The sequence below is a fragment of the Polyangium spumosum genome, assembly GCF_009649845.1.
In the GTDB taxonomy this organism is placed as follows: Bacteria; Myxococcota_A; Polyangia; order Polyangiales; family Polyangiaceae; genus Polyangium; species Polyangium spumosum.
Map to the genome: position 1 here is coordinate 741,310 of NZ_WJIE01000004.1, position 25,469 is coordinate 766,778.

The 25,469-nt window shown below is 69.4% G+C and carries 20 protein-coding genes; 10 read left to right on the forward strand and 10 right to left on the reverse strand.

Annotated elements, in window-relative coordinates; all coding sequences use genetic code 11:
* The first annotated feature begins 152 nt into the window (after nucleotides 1-152).
* The 4 genes from GF068_RS16905 (at nucleotide 153) to GF068_RS16920 (ending at nucleotide 3,482) form a co-directional block, all read left to right on the forward strand.
* Nucleotides 153-527, forward strand: a complete 375-nt coding sequence (locus GF068_RS16905) for a DUF503 domain-containing protein (RefSeq protein ID WP_153820394.1) — start codon at nucleotides 153-155, stop codon at nucleotides 525-527.
* On the forward strand, nucleotides 524-904 hold the full coding sequence (gene rbfA, locus GF068_RS16910) for a 30S ribosome-binding factor RbfA (RefSeq protein ID WP_338046423.1): 381 nt from the start codon (nucleotides 524-526) through the stop codon (nucleotides 902-904). The genes GF068_RS16905 and rbfA overlap by 4 nt, the downstream gene beginning before the upstream one ends.
* A 63-nt stretch (nucleotides 905-967) precedes the next feature.
* Nucleotides 968-2,503: a protein kinase domain-containing protein gene (locus tag GF068_RS16915; RefSeq protein WP_153820395.1), complete on the forward strand. Its 1,536-nt coding sequence runs from the start codon at nucleotides 968-970 to the stop codon at nucleotides 2,501-2,503.
* A complete protein-coding gene (locus GF068_RS16920) occupies nucleotides 2,493-3,482 on the forward strand; it encodes a hypothetical protein (protein ID WP_153820396.1) in 990 nt (329 codons plus the stop codon). Before GF068_RS16915 ends, GF068_RS16920 begins: the two co-directional genes overlap by 11 nt.
* Here the strand turns inward: GF068_RS16920 and GF068_RS16925 are convergent, their stop codons facing one another.
* The 3 genes from GF068_RS16925 to GF068_RS16935 form a co-directional block, all read right to left on the reverse strand.
* A complete protein-coding gene (locus tag GF068_RS16925; RefSeq protein ID WP_338046424.1) occupies nucleotides 3,483-5,612 on the reverse strand; it encodes a serine/threonine-protein kinase in 2,130 nt (709 codons plus the stop codon).
* A gap of 73 nt (nucleotides 5,613-5,685) precedes the next feature.
* Nucleotides 5,686-6,078 (reverse strand): DUF3592 domain-containing protein, encoded by a 393-nt coding sequence (locus GF068_RS16930; RefSeq protein ID WP_153820397.1) that lies wholly within the window; start codon nucleotides 6,076-6,078, stop codon nucleotides 5,686-5,688.
* A 12-nt stretch (nucleotides 6,079-6,090) separates the two neighbouring features.
* On the reverse strand, nucleotides 6,091-7,638 hold the full coding sequence (locus GF068_RS16935; RefSeq protein ID WP_153820398.1) for a phytoene desaturase family protein: 1,548 nt from the start codon (nucleotides 7,636-7,638) through the stop codon (nucleotides 6,091-6,093).
* Nucleotides 7,639-7,787: 149 nt separating this feature from the next.
* On the opposite strand from GF068_RS16935, the gene GF068_RS16940 reads away from it, so the two are divergent.
* Together GF068_RS16940 and GF068_RS16945 are read left to right on the forward strand one after the other, a co-directional pair.
* Nucleotides 7,788-9,029 (forward strand): TRAP transporter small permease, encoded by a 1,242-nt coding sequence (locus GF068_RS16940; protein ID WP_153820399.1) that lies wholly within the window; start codon nucleotides 7,788-7,790, stop codon nucleotides 9,027-9,029.
* Nucleotides 9,026-10,681 (forward strand): TRAP transporter large permease, encoded by a 1,656-nt coding sequence (locus tag GF068_RS16945; protein WP_153820400.1) that lies wholly within the window; start codon nucleotides 9,026-9,028, stop codon nucleotides 10,679-10,681. Before GF068_RS16940 ends, GF068_RS16945 begins: the two co-directional genes overlap by 4 nt.
* Before the next feature lie 49 nt (nucleotides 10,682-10,730).
* On the opposite strand, the gene GF068_RS16950 is transcribed toward GF068_RS16945, so the two are convergent.
* The 6 genes from GF068_RS16950 to GF068_RS16975 all read right to left on the reverse strand — a co-directional run bounded on the left by GF068_RS16950 (nucleotide 10,731) and on the right by GF068_RS16975 (nucleotide 19,429).
* Nucleotides 10,731-11,657, reverse strand: coding sequence for a TRAP transporter TatT component family protein (locus GF068_RS16950; RefSeq protein ID WP_153820401.1), 927 nt, complete (start codon nucleotides 11,655-11,657; stop codon nucleotides 10,731-10,733).
* A gap of 33 nt (nucleotides 11,658-11,690) precedes the next feature.
* Nucleotides 11,691-13,760 (reverse strand): bifunctional aldolase/short-chain dehydrogenase, encoded by a 2,070-nt coding sequence (locus GF068_RS16955; RefSeq protein WP_338046425.1) that lies wholly within the window; start codon nucleotides 13,758-13,760, stop codon nucleotides 11,691-11,693.
* 107 nt (nucleotides 13,761-13,867) lie between these two features.
* The gene (gene ahcY / locus GF068_RS16960; RefSeq protein ID WP_153820403.1) at nucleotides 13,868-15,178 is read right to left on the reverse strand and encodes an adenosylhomocysteinase; all 1,311 of its coding nucleotides are present in this window, start codon (nucleotides 15,176-15,178) and stop codon (nucleotides 13,868-13,870) included.
* Nucleotides 15,175-16,224, reverse strand: coding sequence for a methyltransferase (locus GF068_RS16965; RefSeq protein WP_240806950.1), 1,050 nt, complete (start codon nucleotides 16,222-16,224; stop codon nucleotides 15,175-15,177). Before GF068_RS16965 ends, ahcY begins: the two co-directional genes overlap by 4 nt.
* A gap of 125 nt (nucleotides 16,225-16,349) precedes the next feature.
* A complete protein-coding gene (locus GF068_RS16970) occupies nucleotides 16,350-17,633 on the reverse strand; it encodes a M16 family metallopeptidase (RefSeq protein ID WP_153820404.1) in 1,284 nt (427 codons plus the stop codon).
* Nucleotides 17,634-17,668: 35 nt separating this feature from the next.
* Complete coding sequence (locus tag GF068_RS16975) at nucleotides 17,669-19,429, reverse strand: peptidylprolyl isomerase (RefSeq protein WP_170319525.1); 1,761 nt, start codon at nucleotides 19,427-19,429, stop codon at nucleotides 17,669-17,671.
* A 164-nt stretch (nucleotides 19,430-19,593) separates the two neighbouring features.
* Here GF068_RS16975 and GF068_RS16980 point away from each other — a divergent pair, with 164 nt between their 5' ends.
* The 4 genes from GF068_RS16980 to GF068_RS16995 all read left to right on the forward strand — a co-directional run bounded on the left by GF068_RS16980 (nucleotide 19,594) and on the right by GF068_RS16995 (nucleotide 23,050).
* Nucleotides 19,594-20,100, forward strand: coding sequence for a hypothetical protein (locus tag GF068_RS16980; protein WP_153820406.1), 507 nt, complete (start codon nucleotides 19,594-19,596; stop codon nucleotides 20,098-20,100).
* A 75-nt stretch (nucleotides 20,101-20,175) separates the two neighbouring features.
* Nucleotides 20,176-20,532: a PilZ domain-containing protein gene (locus GF068_RS16985; protein ID WP_338046426.1), complete on the forward strand. Its 357-nt coding sequence runs from the start codon at nucleotides 20,176-20,178 to the stop codon at nucleotides 20,530-20,532.
* A gap of 50 nt (nucleotides 20,533-20,582) precedes the next feature.
* On the forward strand, nucleotides 20,583-21,008 hold the full coding sequence (locus GF068_RS16990) for a hypothetical protein (protein ID WP_153820408.1): 426 nt from the start codon (nucleotides 20,583-20,585) through the stop codon (nucleotides 21,006-21,008).
* Entirely contained in the window at nucleotides 21,008-23,050 is a 2,043-nt protein-coding gene (locus GF068_RS16995; protein ID WP_338046427.1) for an ATP-dependent DNA helicase, read from the forward strand. Before GF068_RS16990 ends, GF068_RS16995 begins: the two co-directional genes overlap by 1 nt.
* On the opposite strand, the gene GF068_RS17000 is transcribed toward GF068_RS16995, so the two are convergent.
* The gene (locus GF068_RS17000) at nucleotides 23,047-25,320 is read right to left on the reverse strand and encodes a CapA family protein (protein ID WP_153820409.1); all 2,274 of its coding nucleotides are present in this window, start codon (nucleotides 25,318-25,320) and stop codon (nucleotides 23,047-23,049) included. The genes GF068_RS16995 and GF068_RS17000 overlap by 4 nt on opposite strands.
* Nucleotides 25,321-25,469 lie beyond the last annotated feature (149 nt).

Consider the following 25,469-nt stretch of genomic DNA (forward strand, 5'->3'; position numbering starts at 1 on the left):
TCGCGAGGGACCGCGCCCTGGGTAGCGCCGGCCCGCGCCGGCGCGTAGGGGGCATCGCTGGGTAGCGCCGGCCCGCGCCGGCGCGTAGGGGGCATCGCTGGGTAGCGCCGGCCCGCGCCGGCGCGTAGGGGGCATCGCCCCCTGGTACAAAAATGTTTGTTGGTGTGTTGAGGCTGAGGCTGGACGTGCCCGGGGCGCGATCGCTCAAGGACAGACGGAGCGTCGTGCGCTCGTTCAAGGAGCGCGTGCAGAGCAGGCTGAAGGTGGCGGTCGCGGAGGTCGGGGTGCTCGACGATCCGCGGCACGCCACGCTCGGGGTCGCGGTCGTGTCGAACTCGCACACGGTTTGTGATCAGATGATCTCGAGCGTGGTGAGCATGGCCTCCACGCTGCCGGATGCTCTGCTCGCCGATCGGGCGAGCGAGATCGTGAGCTTTGGTGAAGGCGGTCGAGGGGTCGTGGGCGGGATCGAGCAGACGCTCGGGCATCTCGGCCACGACGACGACGACGAAGGGGATTCCGCGTGAGTGGACAGGGATTGCGGTCGGCTCGGGTCGCGGCGCGGGTCCGGGAAGAGCTCGCGGCGCTCTTGCGGGACATGGCGGATCCACGCCTGCACGGCGTGCTCATCTCGCGCGTGGAGATGACCGACGATCTGCAGACGGCGCGGATCTTCGTGCGGAACGAGCTCGGCACGACGCTGGGCGAGCAGGAGCGCCGGTCGATGCTGAAGGGGCTCGAGGCGGCCGGCGGGCGGCTCCGGCGCGACGTCGGCAAGGCGGTTCAGCTTCGGAGGGCGCCGGACCTCAAGTTCATCTACGACACGGGCCAGGACAGCGCGTATCGGGTCGAGGAGATCCTGCGCGAGATCCGGGACGACGACGCGAGCCGGGACAAGGGCTGACGAGGCGCCTGGCCCGCGTCGAATGCGGCTCACCGTAGCGGATGCCGTGGTATTCTCCGCGCCGTGAGCCTTTCGGCCGGCGCGCTCGTCGGTACCAACGTGCGTCTGCTTCGTCCGCTCAAGCGCGGCGGTATGGGCAGCGTGTGGCTCGCAGAGCACCTGACGCTCCGTACGCAGGTCGCCGTGAAGTTCATGTCCGAGCGCCTCGCGCAGGACCAGGAGTACGTGGCTCGCTTCACGCGCGAGGCCATGGCGAGCGCGCAGATCAAGAGCCCGAACGCCGTTCAGGTCTTCGATCACGGCATCGCCGAGGGTACGCCGTACATCGTGATGGAGCTGCTCGAGGGCGAGGACCTTCGGATGCGGCTCTCGCGGGTCGGCACGATCGGCCTCGATGAAGCGGCGACGATCGTCGTGCACGTCGCGCGCGCCCTCTCGAAGGCGCACGCGCTCGGCATCGTTCACCGGGACATGAAGCCCGACAACGTCTTCCTGTGTGATCAGGACGGCGAGCTCTTCGTGAAGATCCTCGACTTCGGCATCGCCAAGCACGCGACAGCCGAGAGCGAAGGGCTCGACGGCATGACGGGCACGGGCGCGATGGTGGGCACGCCGCACTACATGAGCCCCGAGCAGATCTTGAGCGCGCGACGCGTGGATCATCGGGCGGATCTGTGGTCGGTGGGCGTCGTGTTGTATCGAGCGTTGACGGGGCAGGTGCCGTTTCAAGGCGAGACGCTCGGCGCGGTTTGTATCGCGATCGAGCGCGGGAGCTTCGTGCCGCCGAGCCAGCGGCGGCCCGGCCTCCTGCCCACGCTCGACGCCTGGTTTCTGAAGGCCCTCGCGCGGGATCCGGCGCAGCGGTTCCAGTCCGCGAAGGAGCTCGCGGACGCGTTCCTGTCGGCGCTGGCTGCGGGCGGGTATGTGCCGCCGGCGTCGCCGTTCCGGCTCGACACGACCGCGGCGAGCATGCACCGCTCTGCGCCGTCGCAGGCGCCGGGCAGCATGACGCCGCTGCCGGGGAGCGGCGCTGCAGCCTCGGGAGCCGCCACGTGGGTCTCGGGCGCGACGCCGCCGACGATGATGGGCACGGGTCCGTCGGTCGCCACGCCGCCGCCGTCGCCGCTCACGGCAGAGCAGCCTCCGTGGGCCATGAGCGGCGCGGCGAACGCGCCTCCACCGCTGCAGACGTTCCACGGCTCCTCGGTCACGCACGCCGAGTGGAAGAGCTCGTCGCGGCGGCGCGCGATGGTCACGGTCGTGTCGGCTGGGCTCGGGCTCGTCGTGCTCGTGCTGATCGTGATCGTCGTGCTCACGAAGGGTGATGGCGCGGAGAGCGGCAACGCTGCGGCAGCGCTGCCCGCCGACGTGACGACGACGGCGAAGGAGGTCGCGGCGCCCGCGCCGACGCCTGCGCCCACGCCGACGCCTGCGCCCACGCCCGAGCCGGTCGCGCTCCCGCTGCCGACGCCGACCGAGGTCGCCGCGCCGCCGCCGTCTGCGTCCGCGAAGGCCTCGGGAGCCGCGGCGCCCGCCAGGCCGATCTCGACACAGACCTCCACCTCGACGGGGAAAACGAGACGTGATCGTGGCTTCTGACAGGGCGCGCAGAGCGCTCGTCGCGTGCCTGTTCGGCGTCACGACGATCGTGGCGGCAGAAGCCGTCGCGCACGCGCAGACGAAGACCGAACGCGACATGGCGCGCGCGCTCATGGATGAGGGCGACGCCAAGGTCGAGAAGAAGGACCTCGAGGGCGCGCTGCGCGCCTATCGGGCGGCGCACGCGATCATGGGCGTGCCTTCGACCGGCATCGAGGTCGCGCGCACCGAGGAGAAGCTCGGGCACCTCGTCGAGGCGCACAAGGCCGCGCTCGAGGTCGCGCGTTCGCCCGAGAAGCCGGGCGAACCGAAGCCGTTCACCGAGGCGCGCGAGGCCGCGAAGAAGCTCGCCGCGGAGCTCGAGACGCGCGTACCCACGATCACCGTCGTCGTGCAAGGCGTGCCCGAGAGCGCGCCCGTCGAGGTGAAGATCAACGGCGTGCTCTTGCCGAGCGAGGCCGCGCGTGACGCACAACCGGTCAATCCGGGCAAGCACGAGGTCTCGGCGGCGGCGACGGGCCTGCCGCCCGTGTCGAAGGAGGTCGAGGTCGCGGAGGCGCAGCGGCTCCGGGTCGCGCTCGCGCTCGGCGACGCGGCTGCGTCGGGCGGCGGCAGCGACAAACCCGGCCGGCGCGTCTCGCCGCTCGTCTACGTCGGCTTCGGCGTCGGCGGCGCCGGGCTCATCGCGGGGACGGTGACCGGCGTGCTCTCGCTCTCGCGCGCGGGCACCGTGGAAGATCTCTGCCCCGCGGGCACGTGTCCGACGCAAGCGGCGCTCGACGAAGCTACGCCCGTGAACGACTCTGCGAAGACGCTGGCCAACGTCTCCAACGTCGCCTTCGCGCTCGCCGTCGTGGGTGTCGGCGTCGGCGTGGCGGGGATCTTCCTCTCGGGGGGCGAGGCCAGGAAGAGCCCCGAGCAGACCTCGCTGCGGCTCAACGTCGGGCCGACCGGGCTCGGGCTCGTCGGTCGGTTCTGATCAGCGCAGGACACGAAGAGCGACGAGGAAGCCTGCCGCGACGACGGCGAGCAGCGCGACGATCATGAGCATCGTCGTCTGCTGCTTGCCCTTCTCGACCTCGGCGGGCTTGTTCTGCTGCGTTGCCGTCGCGCTGCGCGCCGCGCCGCTCGTCGATCCGGCCGCGGGGCGCCTGCGCCAGGGTACGGGCGCGCGGAGCGGACGGACGCCGCCGGGTGGCGGGGCCGCGATTTGCTCCTCGGGTATCGGCGCGGGCGGGTGGAGCGGCGCAGCGGCGGGGATGCCGCTTCGTCGCTCGGGCGCTGCGGCGGGCTCGGCCGGGCGGGGCGGGATGTTCGACGTACGCTCGGGGCGCGTGGGCAGGGCGGAGATGCGCTCGGGGCGCGTGGGCAGGGCCGAGGTGCGATCCGTGCGGCCGGGCAGGACCGAGATGCGATCGCGCCCGCCGGGCACGATGGAGGGGCGGTCGGGGTTTCGACCGGGCAGGGCGGAGATACGATCGGCGCGGCCGGTACCGCCGGATGAGGTGGGTCGCTCCGAGCCCGTGGCGGCGGGCCGCTCGGAGCCGCTGCGTGTCGGCGCGGACGGGTGCTCCGAGGGGATACGCGCGGCGGCAGGCTCCTCGCGCGGGCCCGAGGGGAAGGTCGCGTCGAGGATCGGATCCGGCGGCAGCGAGCCCGCGTCGCTCGGCGGCTTGGGCGCGCGAATGGCGGAGGTCAGCGTCGCGTCGAGGATCGGATCCGGCGGCAGCGACGACGCCTCGTCCGGCTTCGCTGCGGGCTGCGAGGTGCTGATGGCGTCGAGCCGCGGCAACGTCGGCGGCTCGGAGAACGGCTGCGGGATGTTCTCCAGCGTCTTCGGCGGCTCGCTGATGGTCGCGGGCGGCTTCGCCTCCGGCATGGGCGGGGGCGTGGGCGCGGGCAAGGGCAGCGCCCTCGGCGCGGGCAGCGGCAGCGGCGGGATCGCGCTCTTCCGTTGCGTGCGCATGAACGGCATCGGCCGCTCGAGGCGACGCGTCGGCGTGTCGGGCGCGTCGTCGTCGTCGTCCGGCATCGCCTTGGGCAGCGCGCCTCTCGGGAGCACGTCCACGCGCATCGTCGCGGGCTCGTCGTCGACGACCTCGGGCGCTCGGTTCTGCGCGATCGGCGCCGTGGGCATGACGTCCGTCGTGTCCCAGCGCGGGCGGATGTTGCTCGCCGACAGCCCGTCGGCCACGCGCTCGAGCTCCGCGGCGAACGTGCGCGCGGTGGCGTAACGCTCGGCGGGCTCCTTCGCGAGGGCCTTCATCACGATCGCATCGAGCCCCGCAGGCAGCGCTTGTGTCGCGTGACGCGACGGCGGCTCCGGCACCTGGAAGGCGTGCGCGCGTGCCAGATCGAGCAGCGTCGTGATGTGATCGAAGGGCCCGCGCCCCGCGAGCAGCGTGTAGAGCACCATGCCCACGGCGTAGAGATCCGCGCGGCCGTCGACGGGCTTTCCGCGCGCTTGTTCGGGCGAGAAGAAGCGCGGCGTGCCCATCGCGATGCCTTCGGCCGTGGGGAACGCGAGCGGCAGGGGCGTGCTCTCCCCCGTCACGCTGACGACCTTGGCGACGCCGAAATCGAGCACCTTCACGAGGCGTCGCGCTCCCTCGGGCGCGTCGCACAGGAACAGGTTGTCGAGCTTGATGTCGCGATGCACGACGCCCGCGTCGTGCGCGGCGGCGAGGCCTGCGAGCGTCTGACGTACGACGTCGATCGCCTCGGCGACGGGGAAGAACCTCCGCTGCGCGAGCTCGTCGCGCAGATCCCGCCCGTACAGGCGCTCCATCACGAGGAACGTGCGACCTTCGGCGGTCTGCCCGAAGTCCGTCACTTGCACGAGGTTCGGGTGCGTGATCTTCGCGAGCGCCTGCGCCTCGATCCGCATCCGGTCCACGTAATCGGCGCGGCTCGCGTGTCGCTCTTGCAGGAGCTTCACGACCACGCGTTTGCCGAGCGCGACGTGCTCCGCCTCCACCACGTCGCCCATGCCTCCGCGGCCGAGCGGCGCGATGAAGCGGTACGGCGTCCCGTCCAGCAGCGTGGGGTTGTAGCCCTGGGGAGCGGCCGAAGGATCCGGCGGGCCGATGGGGTTCTGGGCCGAGGTCACGGTCTCCGCCGATACTACTTCGTTCTTGCCCGCGCGGGTTGCCTTCTCCGTGCTCGTTTTTTGATCGGGACGGCTAGGTCACGAGCGCCTGGACCACCGCGGCGACGCCGAGCAGCGCGGCGAAGGCGATCCACACGAGCCCTGGGCCCCAGAGCTGCGCCGATGCCTTTCGTCGCGCGCGTTCGGGATCCCTCGGATCGTAGAGCACGAGCACCTCTGCGCCGATGCGCGTCTCGTCGCCGGCCTTGCGGGTCCGCTCGACGACCTCGACGTCGAGCCCGTCCTCCGTGCGGAAGCGTAGCCGCGGCGGCGGATCGTCGTCTTCTTGCTCGGCGGTCGTGTTCGCGACGACGCGCGCCGTCGCGAGCTTCCCCACGCGGACGAGCCTCCATGCCCGCGTGATCTCCACGAGACCCGCGAGCGCCGAGATCCCTGCGGCGAGGGAGATGCCGACGGGCGAGAACATCCGCGGGCGAGCTTAACCGAGGTCCTTGATCACGGCCTCGGCCGCGTTGTGGCCCGCGGCGCCGATCACCGCGCCGGCCGGGTGAGCGCCTGCGCTCGCGAGGTACAGGCCGGCGACGCCGAAGCGGTACGGCAAGCGTTCGGCGAAGCCGTAGCTGTTGTCCACGTGGTGGATGTGTCCGTACGTGATGCCGAAATGTCGCTCGATTCCCTGCGGCGAGAGCGCGAACGTGTCCTCGACGAGATCGGACGTGCCGGGCGCGAAGCGGTCGCAGAGCGAGAGCAGGTGCTTCACGTAGCCCGGGAGCACGTCGTCCCAGGAGCGGCCGTTCGCGAGCTCGTAGGGCACCCATTGCACGAAGAGCGCGGCGTTGTGGCGGCCCGCGTCGTCGCGCAGCGAGCCGTCGACGGCCGTGTGGATGTACATCTCGATCGTGGGGAACTCCGGGAGGCGGCCGGCCATCGCGTCGGCGTGGGCTTTTTGCAAGCACGCGAGCACCACGCTCTCCTCGGGCAAGAGGTGGATCGTCGCGCCGTACTGCCCGCGATCCTCGGGCAAACACATGAACGTCGGCAGCGCGCGGAGCGCCAGGTTCACCTTCATCGTCGTGCCCGGCCGCTGCACCTCGTCGAGGCGTCGCCAGAGCGCCGCGGGGAGGCGCTCCTTGCCGACGAGCCCGCGCGTCCGGTAGGGATCCGCGTTCGACACCACGACCTTCGTGGCGATCCGCGATCCGTCCTCCAGCACGACCCCGCTCACCGCGCCGTCCGTCACCTCGATCGACGCGACCTTCGCGCCTTCGTGGATCGTCGCGCCCTCGGCGCGCGCCTTGTCCGCGAGCCTCTGCGACACCGTGCCCATGCCGCCTTCGACGACCATCCACGTGCCGTCGGCGCCGGGCAGGCGGCACATGTTGTGGACGAGGAAGTTCATGCCGGTGCCGGGCGAGTCGTAGCCGCCGGACACGCCCGAGAAGCCGTCGGTGACGGCGTACATCGCCTTGATGAGGTCACTCCGGAACCCGAAGCGATCGAGGTAGTCGCCCACCGAGCCGCGGCACAGATCGACGAACGCCTTGCGCAGCGCGGGACGCACGTATTTCTCTGCCGTCTCCTCGATCGAGAGCGGCTCCTCGAGCCACGTGGGAGCGATGTCGTCGCGGAGCGCGGCGAGCTCCTGGTTCAGCGCGAAGTTCGCCTCCAGGTCCGCGTTGGAGAAGAACTCCAACATCTGCCGACGCATCGAGTCCGTGTCCGATCCGAAAAGCAGGTATTGACGGTCGGTCGTGGGAAGGAAGTAGTGCGGGTCACGCCGTTTCATCGGCAGATCCACGCCGAGCTTGGTGATGAGCTCCGGCGGGACGAGGCCGAGGAGGTACGCGCCCGTGGAAATGCCGAGCTTCGGGGCGCGGGCGAAAGGGAACTCCGTTTTCGTGGCGCCGCCGAGGGTGGGTTTTTCTTCCAGGACCAGAACCCGAAGCTTCCTGCGTGCGAGCAGGATGGCCGCCGTGAGGCCGTTGTGCCCCGCCCCCACGATCACGACGTCAGCGCGTTGTTCCATGGTTGGTCTCGTTAGCCCGCGTGCTCCCGTTTGTCCACGCGTCACGGCGCGGCAGAGCCCTGGATCGTCGGGGAAAAAGCACCTTACGCGACGCGTCGAAGCGTTCGCCGCCGTTTACCGGGCCTCCATGAAACCGTTAATGTCGCCGCATGGCAGGCGAACGCGACGAAGAGAAGGACCCGGTCGAGGCCGAGGAGCCGAGCGAGGCCGAACCTTCGGCGAGCACGAAGGACGACGAACCGCAGGCCACGACGTCGCGTGAAGAAGGAGCCAAGACGAGCGCCGAGCCGCCCCGCGCGGGCGCCGCGTGGGCGACGCCGTTCGTGCGGCTCGAGCGTGCGCTCACGTGGTTCGAATCGCGGCTTCTCTTCCTGGTCCTGCTCGCGCTCGTGTTCGCGCTCGTCGCGTGGATCTCGCTGCGTGGCCTCGCCTCGCCCGTGCAAGCGGACAACGCGGCGGGGACGGTCTTTCGGGCGCTGCTCGGCGCGGCGCTGCTCGGCGCGCTCGCGCGGTTCGGCACCAGCCGCGCCAGGATCGACGACGAGAAGAGGCGCGCGATCGTGACGGTCGTCGCGATGGCCATCGGCGTCGCGATCGCGCCGGCGTGGCGCGAGGTCGGCGTCGATCGCTTCGACGCGATCCTCAACTGGCTCCAGGAGGGCTCGTCGCTCACGCTCTTCGGCGGCCTGCGTGGCGTCGCCACGCGCCTCACCTTGCTCGTCGCGCTCATCGGCGCGTCGCTCGCCGCGGCGCGATCGAAGCACATCAACATCGACGTCGTGCTGCGCTTCATGCAGCCGAAGCTCCGCCCCTTCGTGCACGTCGCGGGCGCCCTCGCGACCGCCGCCGTCTGCTTCACCGCGGGCTTCGGGTTCTTCGATTACGTCTCGATCGAGGGCTTCGGCCAGCCCAAGGAGGCGCCGCTCGCCGAGAAGATCGCGGGCGTCCGGCGCGCCTCGTCGCTGCACTTCTTCGTCCTTCGCAAGCAGGTCGCGCTCGATCTGCGGGCCATGCCGGAGGTCGTCTTCAAAGGGGTCCGCTGGGACACTCCTTCACGGATGAACGGTCGCGCCTGGAACACGTGGCTCGACGAGGCAGGGTTTGGCGAGCGCTTCACCGCGGAGGAGCTCGTGATGATGAAGGCGCCGCCGGAGGCCGAGGAGCAGCCGCGCATCGCGGTCGTGAACCTGCCCGGGGAGAGCGCGCGTGGCTTGCTCATCCACGACATGAACCTCATGTGGCTCGTGGGCCTCTGGATGATCGGCCTGCGCGTGCTCCTGCGCGCGTTGCTCGTCGCGTCGGGCCACGCCTCGGTCGAGCCCGACGCCGAAGAGCCCGACGAGGACGACGAACCCACCGCGCCTGCGGCGGCCGGGGAGGGAGCGCGATGAAGCCCTGGGTGATCGTCATCATCCTCCTCACGCTCGTGGGGATGCCGCTCTTCGCCGTGATGGGCGGCATCTCCATCCTGTCGTGGCTCGGCTCGGACATCGCCGATCAGCGCTTCGTGCGCTTCATCGCGGCGAACGTCCTCGAGGACAAGTTCTCGAATTCGCCGATCCTCGTCACGATCCCGCTCTTCACGTTCGTCGGTTACCTGATGGCCGAGTCGAAGACGCCCGACCGTATCGTGCGCGCGGCGTCGGCGGTGCTCGGGTGGATGCCGGGTGGCCTCGCGATCGTGTGCATCGTGGCGAGCGCGTTCTTCACGACGCTCACGGGCGGCAGCGGCGTCACGATCGTGGCCATCGGCGGCCTCCTGTATCCGGCGCTCCGGCGTCAGGGTTATTCGGAGCGGTTCACGCTCGGGCTCGTCACGACGGCGGGCGCGATGGGCCTGCTCTTCTTCCCGAGCCCGCTCGTGATGGTCTACGCCTTCATCGCGGGTGTCGACGTCACGCGCGCCTACAAGGCCACGTTCCCGCCGGGTTTGCTCCTCATGGTGCTGCTCTGCGGCTACGCCTTCTGGGAGGGGCTGCGCTCGGGCATCCCGCGCGCGCGCTTCGACGTCGACGAGGTCGGCAAGGCCCTCTGGCACGTGAAATGGGAGCTCGCGACGCCGCTGCTCGTGGGCCTCGGCCTCACGACGGGGCTCATGGAGCTCGACGAGAGCGCGGCGGCGGCGGCCGTCTACACGCTGATCGTGGAGGTCTTCGTCTACAAGGACCTCACGGGGCGCAAGGTCGTCAAGGTCGCGCGCGACGCGATGACGCTCTCGGGCGCGATCATCCTCATCCTCGCCATGGCCACGGCCATGACGAACTACATCATCCAGGAGCGCATCCCGCAGGCGATCCTCGAGTGGTTCACCACGCGCGGCATGAACGCGGCGTGGCAGTTCATCCTCGTCCTGAACGTCTTCCTCTTCATCCTCGGCATGCTGATGGACGCGTTCAGCGCGTTGCTCGTCGCGCTGCCGCTTTTGATCCCGCTCGCCGCGACGTTCCAGGTGAACCCCTTCCACCTCGCGGTGATGTTCCTCCTGAACCTCGAGATCGCCTACGTGACCCCGCCCGTGGGCCTGAACCTCTTCATCTCGAGCTTCCGGTTCTCGCGCCCGATCGTCGACGTCTACCGCGTCGTCCTGCCCTTCGTCGCGCTGCTCGCGCTGGGGCTCGGGATCGTGCTCGTGGTGCCGTCCTTGTCGAGCTTCACGATCGCGGGTGACGTCGCGCAGGCGCGGGCGCAGGCCGCGCAGAACGGCCTCCCGCCGCGCGACGCGTGGCTGCTCGAGTGCGTGCAAGAGGACACGAACAACCTCAAGCCCTGCACGAAGGAAGACGTCGAGAAGTGGGGCGCGGACGGGATGGGCTTGGCGGCGAAGGAGCCCGAGAACCCCGCGCCCACCGGCGACGTCGTACCCGCGGTGGACAGCGGCGAGGACGCGGGCGCGGGCTCGAACGAGATGGATGATCTGCTGAAGGAGATGCTCGGCGAGGGCGCGGCGGACGCCGGAGCGCCCGACGCGGAGGCGCCGAAGGAGGCGGATCCGATGGATGACTTGCTGAAGGAGATGCTCGAAGCGGGCAAGGACGGGGGCTGATCCCGCGGGGATCCGGGGCTCGCCCGCGAGGCGAGCCCCTCGGCCTCGATCAGAACCCGCACTCGCGCATGCGCACCTTCCCGAGGTAACGCGCGGCGCGGCGCTTCGCGACCACGTTCGTCAGCCGTTGCTCCGGGAAGACGTCGCCGGCCTCGACGACCTCGGTCAGCGCTTTCACGTACGCGTCCTTGTCGCCCTTCAAGCAATGGTATTTCGCGGCGTACTGCACCTGCGTCAGCAGCATCTTGCCGCCGTGGATGGCGATCGCCTGATCGAAGTGCTTCTTCGCGTCCTCGAGCTCGGCCATCGCGGTGCGCGCGTGGTACGCGCCGAGGATCGTGTGACCGCTGCCGTTCATGAACCTCGGATCGAGCGCGACCGATCGCTCCATGAGCGCGACGCCGATCCACAGATCCGCGACGGCGGCGGGGTCCTCCTTCTGGACGTTCACCTTGCTGATCCACGCGTAGCCGGCCCAGAAGAGGGCAGGGGCGTCGCGCTCGGGATCCGTGAACTCTGCGGTGTACGCGCGGATCGTCTCGTCGTTCTTCCGCGCGTCCTCGAAGCCCGGGTGGTAGAGCGAGAGGAGCTGCAGCGCGTACTGCAGGCCGCGATCGTAGCCCGCGATCGCGCGGTTTTTCAGCGACAGATAACGCGGACCTTCGAGGCCCTCCTCGTCCTCGGCCTGCTCCATCTCGTCCTCGATGAAGGCGAACGTGCCGCTCGTCCAGCCCTTCGCGAGCATGTAGAGCGCGTCCTCGTTGTCCGGGGCGAGGTAATGCATGCCCTCGAACTGGCCGATGCCGTTGAAGGCGATCGTCTTCGCGACCTCGTAGTCGGTCATCGTGTCGATCGCCGCGGAGGCTTCGCGGGTGCCCGCGATCTGGCCTTCGAGGACCATCTGCTTGATGCACCCCGTGCTCGATAGAGACAGGGCACAAAACGCGAGGGCGGAGAGGGTTTGGAAGGGACGCACGACGCGGATGGTACGTCGTGAGGCCCGCGCGATTCAACGCGGGAACGCCGCGGCATTTCCTCCGTCGACCGTGATGACGCAGCCCGTCGTCGCCTCGGCCGTGGCGAGGTACAAAAAGGCCTGCGCCACGTCGGCCGCGGTCGTCTCGCGCCGGAGCAGGTTTGCCCGGAAATATTCATCCACGCCGACACCTCGCGCGCGGGCGCGGGCCTCGAGCATGCCGCCGGCGAAGATGCCCGTGCGGATGCGGTCGGCGTTCACCGCGTTCGCGCGGATCCCGTAGGGCGCGAGATCCACGGCGTACTGGCGCATGAGCGCGACGAGGGCGGCCTTGGGGACGGCGTACGGGCCGAAATCCGGGCCCTGGTTGAAGGCGCTCTTCGACGCGTTGAAGAGGAGCACGCCGCCCGCGCCTTGCTGGATCATCACGTCGGCGGCGAACCGCGCGACGTTCTGGTGGCCGAGCAGGTTCAGCTCCAGCGAGGCGCGCAGCGAGCTGTCGCCTTGTTCCCCGTAGATCGGGCCCTCGAAGGCCGCCCCCGCGTTCGAAACGACGACGTCGAGCCCGCCGAAGCGCAGCGTCGACTTGCGGATCGCCGCGCGCGCCGCGTCCTTCGACGTCACGTCGCAGGGCAGGAGGAAGACCCGATCGCCGTGGGCATCGAGGAGCGGCTTGGCCGTCTGCTCCAGGGCCGCCTCGTCGCAATCGGTCATCGTCACGTGTGCGCCCGCCGCGAGCAACACGCGCGCCGTGGCGAGGCCGATCCCCGACGCCGCGCCCGTCACGAAGGCGACGTGCCGATCGAGCGGCTTGCCCCCGCCTGCGCTCTTCTTCAGCTTGGCTTGCTCGAGGCTCCAGTACTCCACGTCGAAGATGTCGAGCTCGCTCGCGGGCTCGTAGCCGGCGTTCGCCGTGGTCTGCTCGATGATGGCCGACGTGTGCTCGTAGATGTCCGCCGCGATCTCGGCGTCCTTGCGGCTCTTGCCCAGGGTGAGCGCGCCGAGGCCCTCGATGAGCACGACGCGCGGCCAGGGGTCGAGCTCCTTGCGATCGCCCGGTCGCATCGCCGAGCAGCGGCGGAAGTAGGCCCTGTAGCTCTCCGCGTAGGCCGAGATCGCGGCCTCGATCGTGGCCTTCGTCTTGAGTTTGTCGTCGGGGGAGAGCGGCGGCAGGAGCAGCGGCAGAGGCTTCGTGCGCAGCACGTGATCGGGCGTGGCCGGGCCCTTCTGCGAGACCTCGTCGAGGTCGTCGCGGTCGCAGAACGCGAGAAGCTGCGGGCTCATGCGGAAGGAGCAGATCCAGCGCTCGCCGGAGGCGCGGGTGAGGGCGCCGCGGATCATCGGCGCGAGGCGCGCGCAGGCGTCGGGGGAGGGGCTCGAGAGCGTGCGCCGCGAGATGGCCGAGGCCTCTTCGAGCCAGCGCTCGGCGCGCGTCACGTTCGCGATCATGCGCTCGTAGCTCTCCAGCGCGGTGTCGCCCCACGTGAAGATCCCGTGCTTGTCGAGGATCATCACGTTCGGCTCGCGACCCGCGCGGCTCAGCGCTCGCCAGAGATCGGCGACCCTCTTCGCCAGCGCGAAGCCGGGCATCACGTAAGGGATGAAGAGCGCGCGATCGCCGAAGACCTCGCGCACGAGCTTGCTCGATCCCGGCTGATCGACGACGGTGAGCACCGCGTCGGCGTGGGTGTGGTCGATGTACTTGAAGGGCAGGTAGGCGTGGAGCAGGGCCTCGACCGAGGGCGTCGGCGCGCTCGGCTCGAGCATGTGCGAGCGCAGGAGCGAGACCATCTGCTCGTCGGTCAAGCTCGGCAGCTCGCAGATACGGCGGAGCTGCGCGAGCCGGCAAGCGGGGAACCCGTCGGGCTCGATCGCGCCGAGATCCCAGCCGCTCCCCTTCACGTAGAGCACGTCGGTCACGTCGCCGACGAGCTCGGTCACCTTCGTCTTCACGGACGTGTTGCCGCCTCCGTGCAGGACGAGGTCCGGTTCCTGTCCGAGCAGGCGCGAGGTGTAGACGCGCAGGGCGAGATCCTCGCCCCAGCGCGGGCCGTACGTCTCGACGAACTGGGCGGCTTCTGCGGCGCGGTAGCGTGACTCCACGCCGCGTTCATACCACGGGAGGCAGGCGGGACGAACGAGCTCGGAGCCGCTCGATCGAGGGGACAAACCCGGGCGCGCCGCGGGACGGAGCGCCCGGGTGGTCTTCCTCAGTACCGGTAGTTTTCCGGCTTGAACGGGCCCTCGACGGGCACGCCGATGTAGTCGGCCTGATCCTTCGTGAGCGTCGACAGCTCCACGCCGAGCTTGGCGAGGTGCAGCGCGGCGACCTTCTCATCGAGCTTCTTCGGCAGCAGGTGCACGCCGAGCGGGTACTTCTCGGTCCAGAGGGCGATCTGGGCGAGGACCTGGTTCGAGAACGAGGTCGACATCACGAACGACGGGTGGCCCGTGGCGCAGCCGAGGTTCACGAGCCTCCCGCGGGCGAGCACGATGAGGCGCTTGCCGTCGGGGAAGATGAAGTGATCGACCTGCGGCTTGATGTTCTCCTCTTTGATCTCGGGGTTCGTCTCGAGCCAGGCGATCTGGATCTCGGAGTCGAAGTGGCCGATGTTGCAGAGGATCGCCTCGTCCTTCATCCGCTGCATGTGCTCGGCGCGGACGACGTCCTTGCAGCCCGTCGCGGTCACGAAGATGTCGCCCACGTGCGCGACCGACTCGAGCGTGCGGACCTCGTAGCCCTCCATCGCGGCTTGCAGCGCGCAGATCGGGTCGATCTCCGTGACGATGACGCGCGCGCCGAGGCCGCGGAGCGACTGCGCGCAGCCCTTGCCGACGTCGCCGTAGCCGCAGACGACCGCGACCTTGCCCGCGAACATCACGTCCGTCGCGCGCTTGATGCCGTCGCCGAGCGACTCGCGGCAGCCGTAGAGGTTGTCGAACTTCGACTTCGTGACCGAGTTGTTCACGTTGAACGACGGCACGCGCAGCAGGCCCTTGCGGTGCATGTCGTAGAGCCGGTTGACGCCCGTCGTCGTCTCCTCGCTGATGCCGCGCACCGGATCCGGGCCCTCGAAGAGCTGCGGGTACTTCTCGTGGACCATCGTGGTCAGGTCACCGCCGTCGTCGAGGATCATGTTCGGGCCTTTGCCGCCCTCGAAGGCGTAGAGCTGCTGCTCGATGCACCAGTCGTACTCCTCGAGCGTCTCGCCCTTCCAGGCGAAGACCGGCACGCCCGTCGCCGCGATCGCCGCGGCCGCGTGATCCTGCGTCGAGTAGATGTTGCAGCTCGTCCAGGTCACCTCGGCGCCGAGCTCGCGCAAGGTCTCGATCAGGACCGCGGTCTGGATGGTCATGTGCAGGCAGCCCGCGATACGAGCGCCCGCGAGGGGCTTCGACTTGCCGTACTCGGCGCGCAGCGCCATGAGGCCGGGCATCTCCTTCTCGGCGATGCGGATCTCCTTGCGGCCCCAGTCGGCGAGGCTGAGATCGGCGACCTTGAAGCGGGGTTTTTCGCTCATCGTGTCCTCTTGTCCATCTCGGCGGTCCGTGTGGTTCCCTCGCTGCGCCGACCGACCAGAAGCTGCCAGACGAGGTGCCTGTCCGGGCCATCTCCCTGCCATGCGCGTGGGAGACGGCGAATCGTCACGTCCGAGAGACCCGCGTCCACGGCGAGCCGCCGCAGGGTCTCGGGATCGAAGCCTTGCCAGAGATCGGCCTCCTGCTCGCAGAGGGCCTGATCGTCGTGCGCCTCGTAGTCGAGCACGCACACCGCGCCACCCTGGGGGCGCGCGAGATCCGAGAGCGCGGCCATCGCGCGGGCCGGCTTCGGCGCGTGATGCAAGACGCGCGCGGCGAACACCACGTCCGCGCCGCCCGCATCAGCCGCCCTCGAAGCGACCACGTCGCGCAGCGCGGGCGCGTCGTATTCGCCCTGCACGAGCTCCACGTTCGCGAGCTCGCGCCGCCGGATGCGCTCCTCCGCGAGCGCGAGCTGCGCCTCGGCGCGATCCACCGCGATCACCCGATCGAAGAGCGGCGAGAGCACCTCGAGCAGCGCGCCGTCGCCCGTGCCCACGTCCACCGCGAGGGCGCGATGCGCGAGGAGCGGCGCGAACGCCGCGAGATACGCGCCGAGCTCGAGCGGCGGGCCGGACCGCGAGGGCCTCCCGCCGCGCGCAAAAAACTCACGCGTCGCGGCGTCGCGACCGGCGATCACCTCGCCGATCCGCTCCATCGCCCCGTCGGCCTCGCAGGCGGCCGTCCCGGCCCGCACCGCGTCGGCCACCACGGGATCCGTCGCGGCGCCAGGCGAGAGCCGGAGCAACGTCCACGTGCCTTGCTTGCGCGCGAGCAAGAGCCCCGCGTCCCGGAGCGCCGCGGCGTGCCGCGAGATCTTCGGCTGACCTTCCCGGAGCAGCTCCGAGAGCTCCCCGACGCCGAGCTCCTCGGCCGCTGCCAGCGCGAGCAGCCGCGGGCGCACCGGATCGGCCAGGAGCCGGTAGAGCTCCCACCGGCTCGCGGCGTCCGAGGGCAGACGCCCCCCCGGGCCCATCGGGTCGTGCATCACGGTCCTTGCTATATGCGTTCATGCGCATGCATGCAAGAACGTTCCGTCCCGAGCTCCTGCTTTCGTAACTACTTCAATAACTGCGCGCGTTTCTGCCTTGGAAAACCATCCGGTTCTGTGCTTCATCCGCCAAAGTTCTTGACCGCTCGCTCCATCCGCCCCTCTTCCGCGCGGCTGAGCAGGCCCACGGCGACCGTGGTCATCCGCTCGGGACGGAATATACGCTGGGCGGCGTCGCGCACGTCGGCGATCGTCACGCTGGCGAGCTCCTCGTGCCGCGCCATCGGCGTCCGGGCGATGTCCGCGAAGGCGGCGAGGCCGTAGAAGCTCGCGATGGCGTCGGCGTCGTCGAGCATGGCCTCCACGGACCAGAGGTGGCGGTTCTTCGCCTTGTCGAGCTCCTCGGGCGTGGGCCCGTGCGAGGCGAGCTCGTGCACGAGGGCGAAGATCTCCTTGAGCACCACGGTCGCACGCTCGTGCGCCGCGCCCGCGGCGATGTCGACGACCCCGTCGTCCTCGTACGCCTCGAACATGCCCGACACGTCGTAACAGAGGCCGAGCCTGTCGCAGATGCGCTCGTAGAGGCGCGTCGACATGCCGTCGTCGAGCACGCGCAGGAGCATCTCCACGGCCGGCTCGAGCTTGTCCTTCTCGCTCACCGCGCGGAACGCGACGCGGAGCTCCGTCTGGCTCGACTGGTTCTCGATGAACTCGAAGCGCGGCTTCTTCTGTCCGTTCGGCGGCGGCGCCGCGCTGATGCGGCTGCCCCTGGGCATCGGCGCAAACGCACGCTCGGCCGCCTTGATCACGCGCTCCGGGTCGAGGTTGCCCGACAGGCAGAGGACGGCGTTCGACGTCGTGTAATGGCGCGCGTGGTGGGCGCGCAGCATCGGCTCGTCGAAGAGCGCGAGCGTGTCGAGGCCGCCCGTGATCGTGTAGCCGAGCGGGTGCTCCTGGTACATCAGCGCGCGCGCGAGGTTGTCGGCGTCGATGATGCGCCCGTCGTCGTCGAGGTCCTCGAGGATCTCCTCGCGCACGATGCCGCGCTCGATCTCGAGATCCGAGAAGCGCGGCACCGTCGTCACTTCGCCGAGCAGCGCGATCACCTGCTCGAAGTTCCGCGGCGGAACCGAGATGCTCATCACGCCGTGATCCACGTAGGTCGCGGCGTAGAGCGTCCCGCCGAGGCGCTCGAACGCGAGGGCCTGCGCGTGGGCCGACGGGAGATCCTTCGTCCCCCGGAAGACCATGTGTTCAAGGAAGTGCGAAATTCCGTTCGTCCGTGCGGTCTCGAAACGCGAGCCCGTACGCAGGAACAACGCCGCGACCGCGCGGTGTACGCTCGGCTGCGGCACGATGACGAGCGGCAGCCCGTTCGGGAGGACGAGGTCGTGGTGGATCAGCATCCGCCCTCACGAATGATGCATCCGGGCCCGTTCCGCTACTGTCCCAGGTCCTCGCCGGCCTCGTTCTTCGGCTTCGCTTCCGTCGTGAACTCCGAGCCGCCGAACTTGATCTCCGTCCCGAGCGTGTTCCGGAGCCGCTGGATGTAAGCGACGAGGGCGTCCTCCTGCTTCTGGACGAGGAACTGGGCCATGTAGTCGTCGCGGTTCTTCTCCCAGTCCTCCTTCGAGGCGGGCTTCTTCTCCTTCAGGACCATCACGGCGTAGCCGTTGAAGAGCTGGACAATCTCGTCCGCGGGCTGGCCCGGCTTGTCCAGCTTGAAGGCGAGCGAGGCGGCGTTCGAGCCGGGCATCACGCCCGGGATGGGGCTGCCCGAGCTGTTGAAGGGCAGGCTCGACTCGACGACGGGGCGATGCGGGTGCTTGCGCGCGGGCGAATCGGCCGCGGCCTCGTCCTTCTTCTCGCCGTCCTTCTTCTCGTCCTTCTTGGCCTTGCCGTCTTTTTTCTCGTCCTTCGCGCCGAGCTTCGCCTCGAGCTCCACGAGGTACGCCTCGACCGCCTCGTCGAGCGTCTTGCCGCCCTTCACCGCGGCGAGGATCGTCTTCGCGGCCTCGGCCGAGAGGCGCTCGGTCTCGAACTTGAGGTAGAGCTCCTCGTCGACCTCGGCGCGGCCGATGGTCTCGGCCTCGAGGTCCTTCGCGATCTTGTCGACGAGCACGAGGTGATACCCGAACTCGCTCTCGACGATATCCGTCACCTTGCCGGGCTCGGCCTTGAGCATCGCGTCCTCGAAGGGCTTGACCATCTTGCCCTTCGTCACGCAGCCGAGCAGGCCGCCGCGCTCCGCGCTGCCGTCCTCGCTCATCGCGCGCGCCACGTCGGCGAAGCTCTCGCCCTTGTCGAGCCGCGCCTTCGCCTGCTCGATCTTCTCCTTGGCCTTCTTCTTGGCCTCGGTCGGGTCGCTCGCCTCCTGATCGATCTTCGCGAGGATGTGGCGCGTCACGCGGCACTCGGGCAGGTACGAGGCCTTGCGCGAGCTCCACTGGCGCTCCTCCTCCTCCTTGTTCAGCGCGACCCACGCGTCGATCGCCTTCTGCGACTTGTCGGCCACGAGATCGGCGAAGAAACGTTTGTCGAGGCGGACGTAGGAGACCGAGGCCGTCGACTTGTCCTGGTTGTACCGATCAAACGCCTCGTTCTCGCCCACGACCACGCGCGAGCGGACGAGGTCACGCATACGCGCCGCGATGAGCTCTTCCTTCTGGTACTCGCGGAAATCCTGCGGGCTCATCTTCGCGATGAGGCGGACCTCACGCTCGTACGCTTTGAGGTCGAACTTCCCCGTCTGCCGGTTCTTCACGTTCAGCATCCGGACCATGCCGAGGCCCCTGTACGAGGGCCCGCGAGGATCGAGCACGCGACCGTCGGGCATGGTGATGGGCGCGAGGGGCATCGAGACGTGCATCCGGCCCGAGGTGAGCGCCTCGTTGAGCTCGTCGTCGGAGATGGTGATCCCGAGCCGCTTCGCGTCCTCGTTCAGGAGGTGCCGCTCGATCAGCCCCTCGGCCGCGATCCTGCGGAAGTTCAACTGACGCAAGATCTCCGCGTCGGCGCGCGGCGCGAGCATGCGGTACGAGGCCCAGTAATGGCCCGACGGGATGCAGTTCCCGCGGATCTCCACGGCGCACCTCGCCGACTCGACCACCTGCTGTCCCGCGTTCGGATTGAAACCGATGATGAAGACGACGGCGATGGCGATGACGGCGAAGCCGCCCAGGATGCTTGTCAACTTGTTCACGTGCTCGAGCTCCGCATCCGGCGTGGCGAGGTCAGACGCCTCGCAGGGATCAACCGAGGCCCCGGCATAGCACGAGTTCAAGCGAGAGGCGCTGGGGGAGAGGCCCGTTCAACCACGTCGAACGGCTCGACCGCCCGGCGCGTGATGAGTAAGCTGCCGGTCCCATGGCCACCCCGAAAAACATGTTGCCGGATTGCGGGCTCTACCTGACGTCGCAGCCGCTCCCGGGCAACGAGCAGAAGGTCCCTGCCAACTCCATCGTCTACTTCCACAACCACTCGGACAGCGGCCTTCCGCAGGTCATCACGCCCGACCACAACATCCACAACCGCTGGCATTTCCACGGCCCGGGCATCGAGTTCCGCGGCCTGAACTGGGCCAGCACGTTGAAGCGGCTCACGCCCGAGGGCTTCTACACCCTGCGTCGCGAGCTCACGTTCGACGGTGGATCGTGGCCGAAGGGCGCGATCGTCCAGCTCGGCTACACCCGCGAAGGGGACCCGATCCTCTTCATCGGCCGCGTCCGCTCCCGCCTCGAGGAGAACGACCTGTTCTTCTCGGACAAGGGCCTCAAGCTGAAGCGTGATCAGCTCAACGTCCTCGAGCCCGCGCCCGTGTACCAGGAGCCCGACGACGGCTCGAGCGGACACGCCCCGAACGCCACGCATTGAGCCCAGGGCGAAATCGAGCGGAAAAACCGTACGTAGGCTGACAAGGCGAGGCCGGCTGCTACGCTCCCGAGTCTCGTGAAACGCCGTTCCTTGACGCCTACGACTTGTGCTCCTCCCTCCACGGCCGGCCTCCGCCGCCGCACCTCGTCGCGCCGCCCGTTCACCGAGCGGGTGGTGCTGCGGCGAGGGGAGAGGGAGGTGCACGGCTTTGCGCTCAACATCAGCCTGGGAGGCCTGCGCGCGATCCTCGACGAGCCCGTGGGCCTCGGCGAGTGCTTCGAGGTGGGCCTGGGCGACGAGGGATCGCGCTGCGGTCGCGTCGTCTGGATCCAGGAGGAGCTCGGCGGCGCGATCGTGGGGCTCGCGTTCCTCGACGCGGGGATCACGATGGGCGACGCCGAACCGACCCTTGACGTTTCTTCACGAAGTTGAGAGCCTTGGGCCCGGTCCAAATCCATCGGGGGGCCCGGAACGATCGGACGATGCCGACGCCGGCCGAAGTCAAAAAAGCTTTGATCGCTGCAGGGTTCGAGGTGTACCGCACGCGCGGTGACGTCGTGCACGTCGCCGAGCGCGCGCGGGAGAACCTCATCATGGACTCGGGCGTCCGCGTGCACGCGGGCGAGGTCGCGGTGAGCCTCGTGCTCCGCGCGCAGCGCAGCGATTTCCCGCACGACGCCGAGGACGTGATGTTCGAGCGCGCCAGGCAGCTCGGCGTGGCCGCGAAAGAGCGCGGGTACGCCGAGGTCGCGACGCACGTCACGCGCCTGCCGGACCCGAGCGACGAGGAGCGCACGCTCGATAGCTGGTTCGAGGTCTCCTTCGAGAAGCGGGTGGCGGGGCTCGACGAGGCGATGGCCGAGGTCGGCTTCGCGCTCTCGCTCGAGAAGGCGGCGTCGCGGACGTAGTGAGCTACGACGACGACGAGCTCGACGAGCCGCAAGAAGCGTCGAAGAGGGAAGGGCGCGCGCGAAAATGGCTCGGCCCGGAGGGGCCGCTCGCGCGGGCGTTCGAGGGCTACGAAGATCGCGAGGGGCAACTCGCGATGGCCGACGCGGTGGAGCGCGCGCTCGACGAGGATCGGGTGCTGCTCTGCGAGGCGGGCACGGGCACGGGAAAGACACTCGCGTACCTCGTCCCGGCGATCCTGAGCGGTCGCAAGGTCGTGATCTCCACCGCGACGAAGGCGCTCGAAGAGCAGATCTTCGCGAAGGATCTGCCGCTCGTCGCGGAATACCTGGGCCTCCGCGTCTCGGCCGCGCTCGTGAAGGGGCTCGGCAACTACCTCTGCCTGCGGCGTTTCGACGAGTTACGCACGAGCCCCGAGTCGCAACACGACCCGGGCGTCCTGCGTTCGTTGCCCGTCGTGGAGGCGTGGGCGCGGGACACGGAGAGCGGGGATCTCGCGGAGCTCGTGACGCTCGCGGAGTCGGATCCGATCCGCCGCGAGGTGTGCTCGTCGAGCGAGACGCGGATCGGAGCGGCGTGCCCGTTCTTCGAGAAGTGCTTCGTCACGCGCATGAAACGCGAGGCCGAGGAGGCGCGCGTGCTCGTGGTGAACCACCACCTCTTCTTCGCGGATCTCTCGCTGAAGCTCGGGCGCGGCAACGTGCCGGGCGCGGGCGCGCTGCCGCCGTACGACGCGGTGATCTTCGACGAGGCGCACGAGCTCGAGGACATCGCGACGGAGTTTTTTGGCACGCGCATCTCCGGGGCTCGCGTCGACTCGATGCTGCGAGACGCCGATCGCGCGTTCATCGCGAGCGGGCTCGCCGATCGGATCCTCGGCCGAGGGGAGGGGACCGCGATCGTGGCGCTCGTGCGGGAGGCGGCCGATCGCTTCTTCGCGAGGCTCGCGCAGGCCGGAGGAGACGAGGCGCGCGAGGGCCGCGTGGAGCTGCGGCGCGAGGTGTGGGCGGGTGAGCTGCTCGACGCGTATCACCACTTCGACGAGGCGCTCGAGGCGCTCGCGGGTTACGCGTCGGCGCACGCGATCACGGAGGCGGTCGCGCTCGTGGGGACGCGTGCGGAGACGTTACGCGCGGACGCGGCGAAGATCGTGGACGGCAAGTCGAACCAGGTGACGTGGGTCGAGGTGCGATCACGCTCCGTGTCGGTGGGCGCGTCGGCCGTGGACGTCGGGTGGCTCTTCCGCGAGGGGATCTTCGAGCGGATCGGCGGCGTCGTGCTCACGAGCGCGACGATGACGGCGAAGGCGGGGGACTTTCGTTTCTTGCGCACGCGCCTCGGCCTCGACGAGCGCCTCACCGTGCCCGTCGACGAGCTCGTCGTGCCGTCGCCCTTCGACTACGCCTCGCGCGCATTGCTCTACACGCCGCGGGATCTGCCGGAGGCCTCCGATCCCGCGTTCCTCGCCGCGTCCGCCGATCGGATCGTCGAGCTCGTCGGCATCGTGGGGGGTGGCGCGTTTGTTCTTTGCACCTCCAACCGTTCCATGGTCGCGCTCGGCCGCGCGCTCGCGGGCAGGGTGCCGGGGCCGCTCATGGTGCAGGGGCAGGCGCCGAAGCGGATGCTGCTCTCGAAGTTCCGCGCGGCGCACCACGCGGTCCTCGTGGCCACGATGAGCTTCTGGGAGGGCGTGGACGTGCCCGGCGACGCGCTCCGGCTCGTGGTGATCGACAAGATCCCCTTCGCCGTGCCCACGGATCCGGTGGTCGTCGCGCGATCGCAGGCGATCGAGCAGGCGGGGCACTCGCCCTTCGCCACGTACACCGTGCCGCAGGCGGCCATCACGCTGAAGCAAGGGTTCGGTCGGCTGATCCGGACGCGGCAGGATCGCGGGATCGTGGCGATCCTCGACAGGCGGGTGAAGACGCGTGGCTACGGCGCGCTCTTGCTCGACGGGTTGCCGCCGGCCGCGCGCACCGAGCGCATCGACGAGGTCAGAGCTTTCTGGTCGAAGCTGCTCGCGGAGGACGCGGCGGACTAGTTCACGGTGAACGTTCGATGCCCGAGCGTGACGCCGAGGTTGCCCACGCCCGCGGCCACGTTCGTGAAGCGCACGTGGCTCCAGTTGTTCGGCGCGGGGATCGCGAACCCGTACTGCGCGTAGCTCGAGCTCTTCTCCCAGTGGATGAGGCTGAAGTCGTCCACGAAGAGGCGCCCCTCGCCCGTCGCCGGGGGCACGAGCCGGAAGTAGAAGCGCGCGCTCGTCGCGGTCGACGCCGCCGTGACGTTGACGACGAACTGCGTCCATCCGTACGTGCCCGCCGTCTTCGTGAACGAGTCCGTCTGGCTGAGCAGCGCCCCGCTGTCGCTGTACATGCGCGTCGTCATCGTGAAGGCGCCCGCGTTGTCGCCGCGGACCCAGCCGGTGAACGTGAGCTTCGCGCCGGCGGGGAAGGGGACGCGGTGCCGGCTGTAGACCTGGATCTCCGACATGTTCGAGGAGTTCCGGAGCATCACGAGCGCGCCCATGCCGCTGCGCGTGACGCTGTTCGCCACGTAGCGGACCGCGCTCTGATCCCACGCGTGTCCTTCGCTGAAATCGCCGTCCACGTCGAGGTCCTCGAAGTCCCCGTGGAGCAGGATCTCGCGGCCCCACTCGACCGTCGCGCTCGCGTTCGCCTTCACGTACGAGAGCGAGTCCGACGGCGCCGAGCGCGTGAACGCGATGGGGCCCGTCGCCCCGCTCGTCACCGGCGCGTTGATCGCCTGGTTCGTCGACATCGTCGTGTACTGCGACGACGAACGCAGCGCGACGATCCGGTGCCCCGCGGGGAACACCACGGCGCCGGAGAGCCCGTCCGTGATGTTCTGGCCGACCGGGCTCCTGGGCAGGTAGGTCGACAGGTGCGCGAAATGGCGCCCCGCGCGCGCGAGCCCTTCCCCCGCGACGAGCTTCGGCACGTAGCCCTCGATCGTGATCGGGATGAGATCCAGCCGCGCGACGTCGAAGCCGCCGCCCGGTAGCACGTCGACGTCGGCGACGGCGAGGAAGGACGTGAAGGTCTCGTACTGATCCTGATCGAAGACGAAGTTGCCGAGGGACATCATCACGAAGCGCGGGCCCGTGCCGGGGTTGACGAGGCCGATGCCCTGGGCCGTGTGCGTGTGGTGCGCGACGACCATCCCCGCGCCACGCTTCACGAGTGACACGAACTTCGAACGCATCGGGTTCGACGGGTACTCGGAGTACTCGATGCCGCCGTGGATCATGGGGATCGCGAAGCGCGCGGGTGTCTCGTCGTCGATGAACGCGTTCATGTTCGCCGCCGACGCCTCGAGCGCGCCGGCCTTGTCCGGATCACGAGCGACGAGCAGGTAGTCGAGCTCCGTCGAGCCGTCCGAGACCAGCTCGGCGAAGCCCTGCATCGCGAGCGGCACGTTGTTCAGCGTGCGGTAGATCGTGGAGGCCTTCGCGTCCGACTCGTCCGCGCCCACGCCACACCAGTCGAACCCCGCGTTCGAGACGTGGAGCATCGAGTCGGTCACGCCGTCCGTGAGGAAGTCGAAGATGTGGTTGTTCGCCATGTCGACGCCGTCGATGCCCGCATACGTCAGGCCCGCGAGCGTCTCGGGGTACGAGAAGAACGTGTAGTCCTTGTACGGATGCGGCGTGTCCGCGTTCGAGGTGACCGGGGACTCGAGGTTCACCATCGAGTGGTCGGCGGCGGAGACGGCGTCGCGCACGTAGGCGAAGATGGCCTGCGCGTCGGCGGCGCGGGTCGCGGGGCGGATGAGGTCACCGGTCTCGCCCTCGATGCCGTCGTTGTCGAGGTCGACGAAGCGACGGCCCATCATGGTGTCGCCGCCGAAGAGGAGCCGCACGCGGCCCGTCTTCAGCGGGTTCATGGAGACCGTGCCCGTGCTCGTGACGGTCTCGCTCGTGGGCCGGTGCAGATCGACCGGGACGATCTCGCTGTAATGGCCGGACGCGGTGATCTTGAGCAGCACGTTCCGGCGCTTGAGGCCCGTGAGGGTGAAGCCGCCGGAGGCGCTCGTGGTCGTGGTTTTTCCCGCGTTCGACGCGCCGTCGCCCCAGGCGACGACCGTGACCGTGGCGCCCGCGATGGCCTGCCCCGAGCGGTTCTTGACCGTGCCCGAGAGCGAGATGGGGGTCTGCGCGTACGTCGTGTCGAACGTCGCCTCGGTCGTGTCGAACTGGTAAGGCTGCGCGCGCGTGACGTTCGGCACGAAGGCGCTCGCCACGCCGAGGAGCACGAGCCCTGCCCGAAGGTGTCTACCGGTGATCGCCATGTCCGCTCCGTCCCGTCCTTGTGAGGTCGAACAGGGGACCGGAGAGCGCTCGCGGCGATGCAAGAGGGACCCGGATCGACGGGGAGCGCTCGAAGGGCCCCGTAGCAAATTTCAGTCTTTTCCGGGTGAGCCGAGCCCGTCAATCGTTC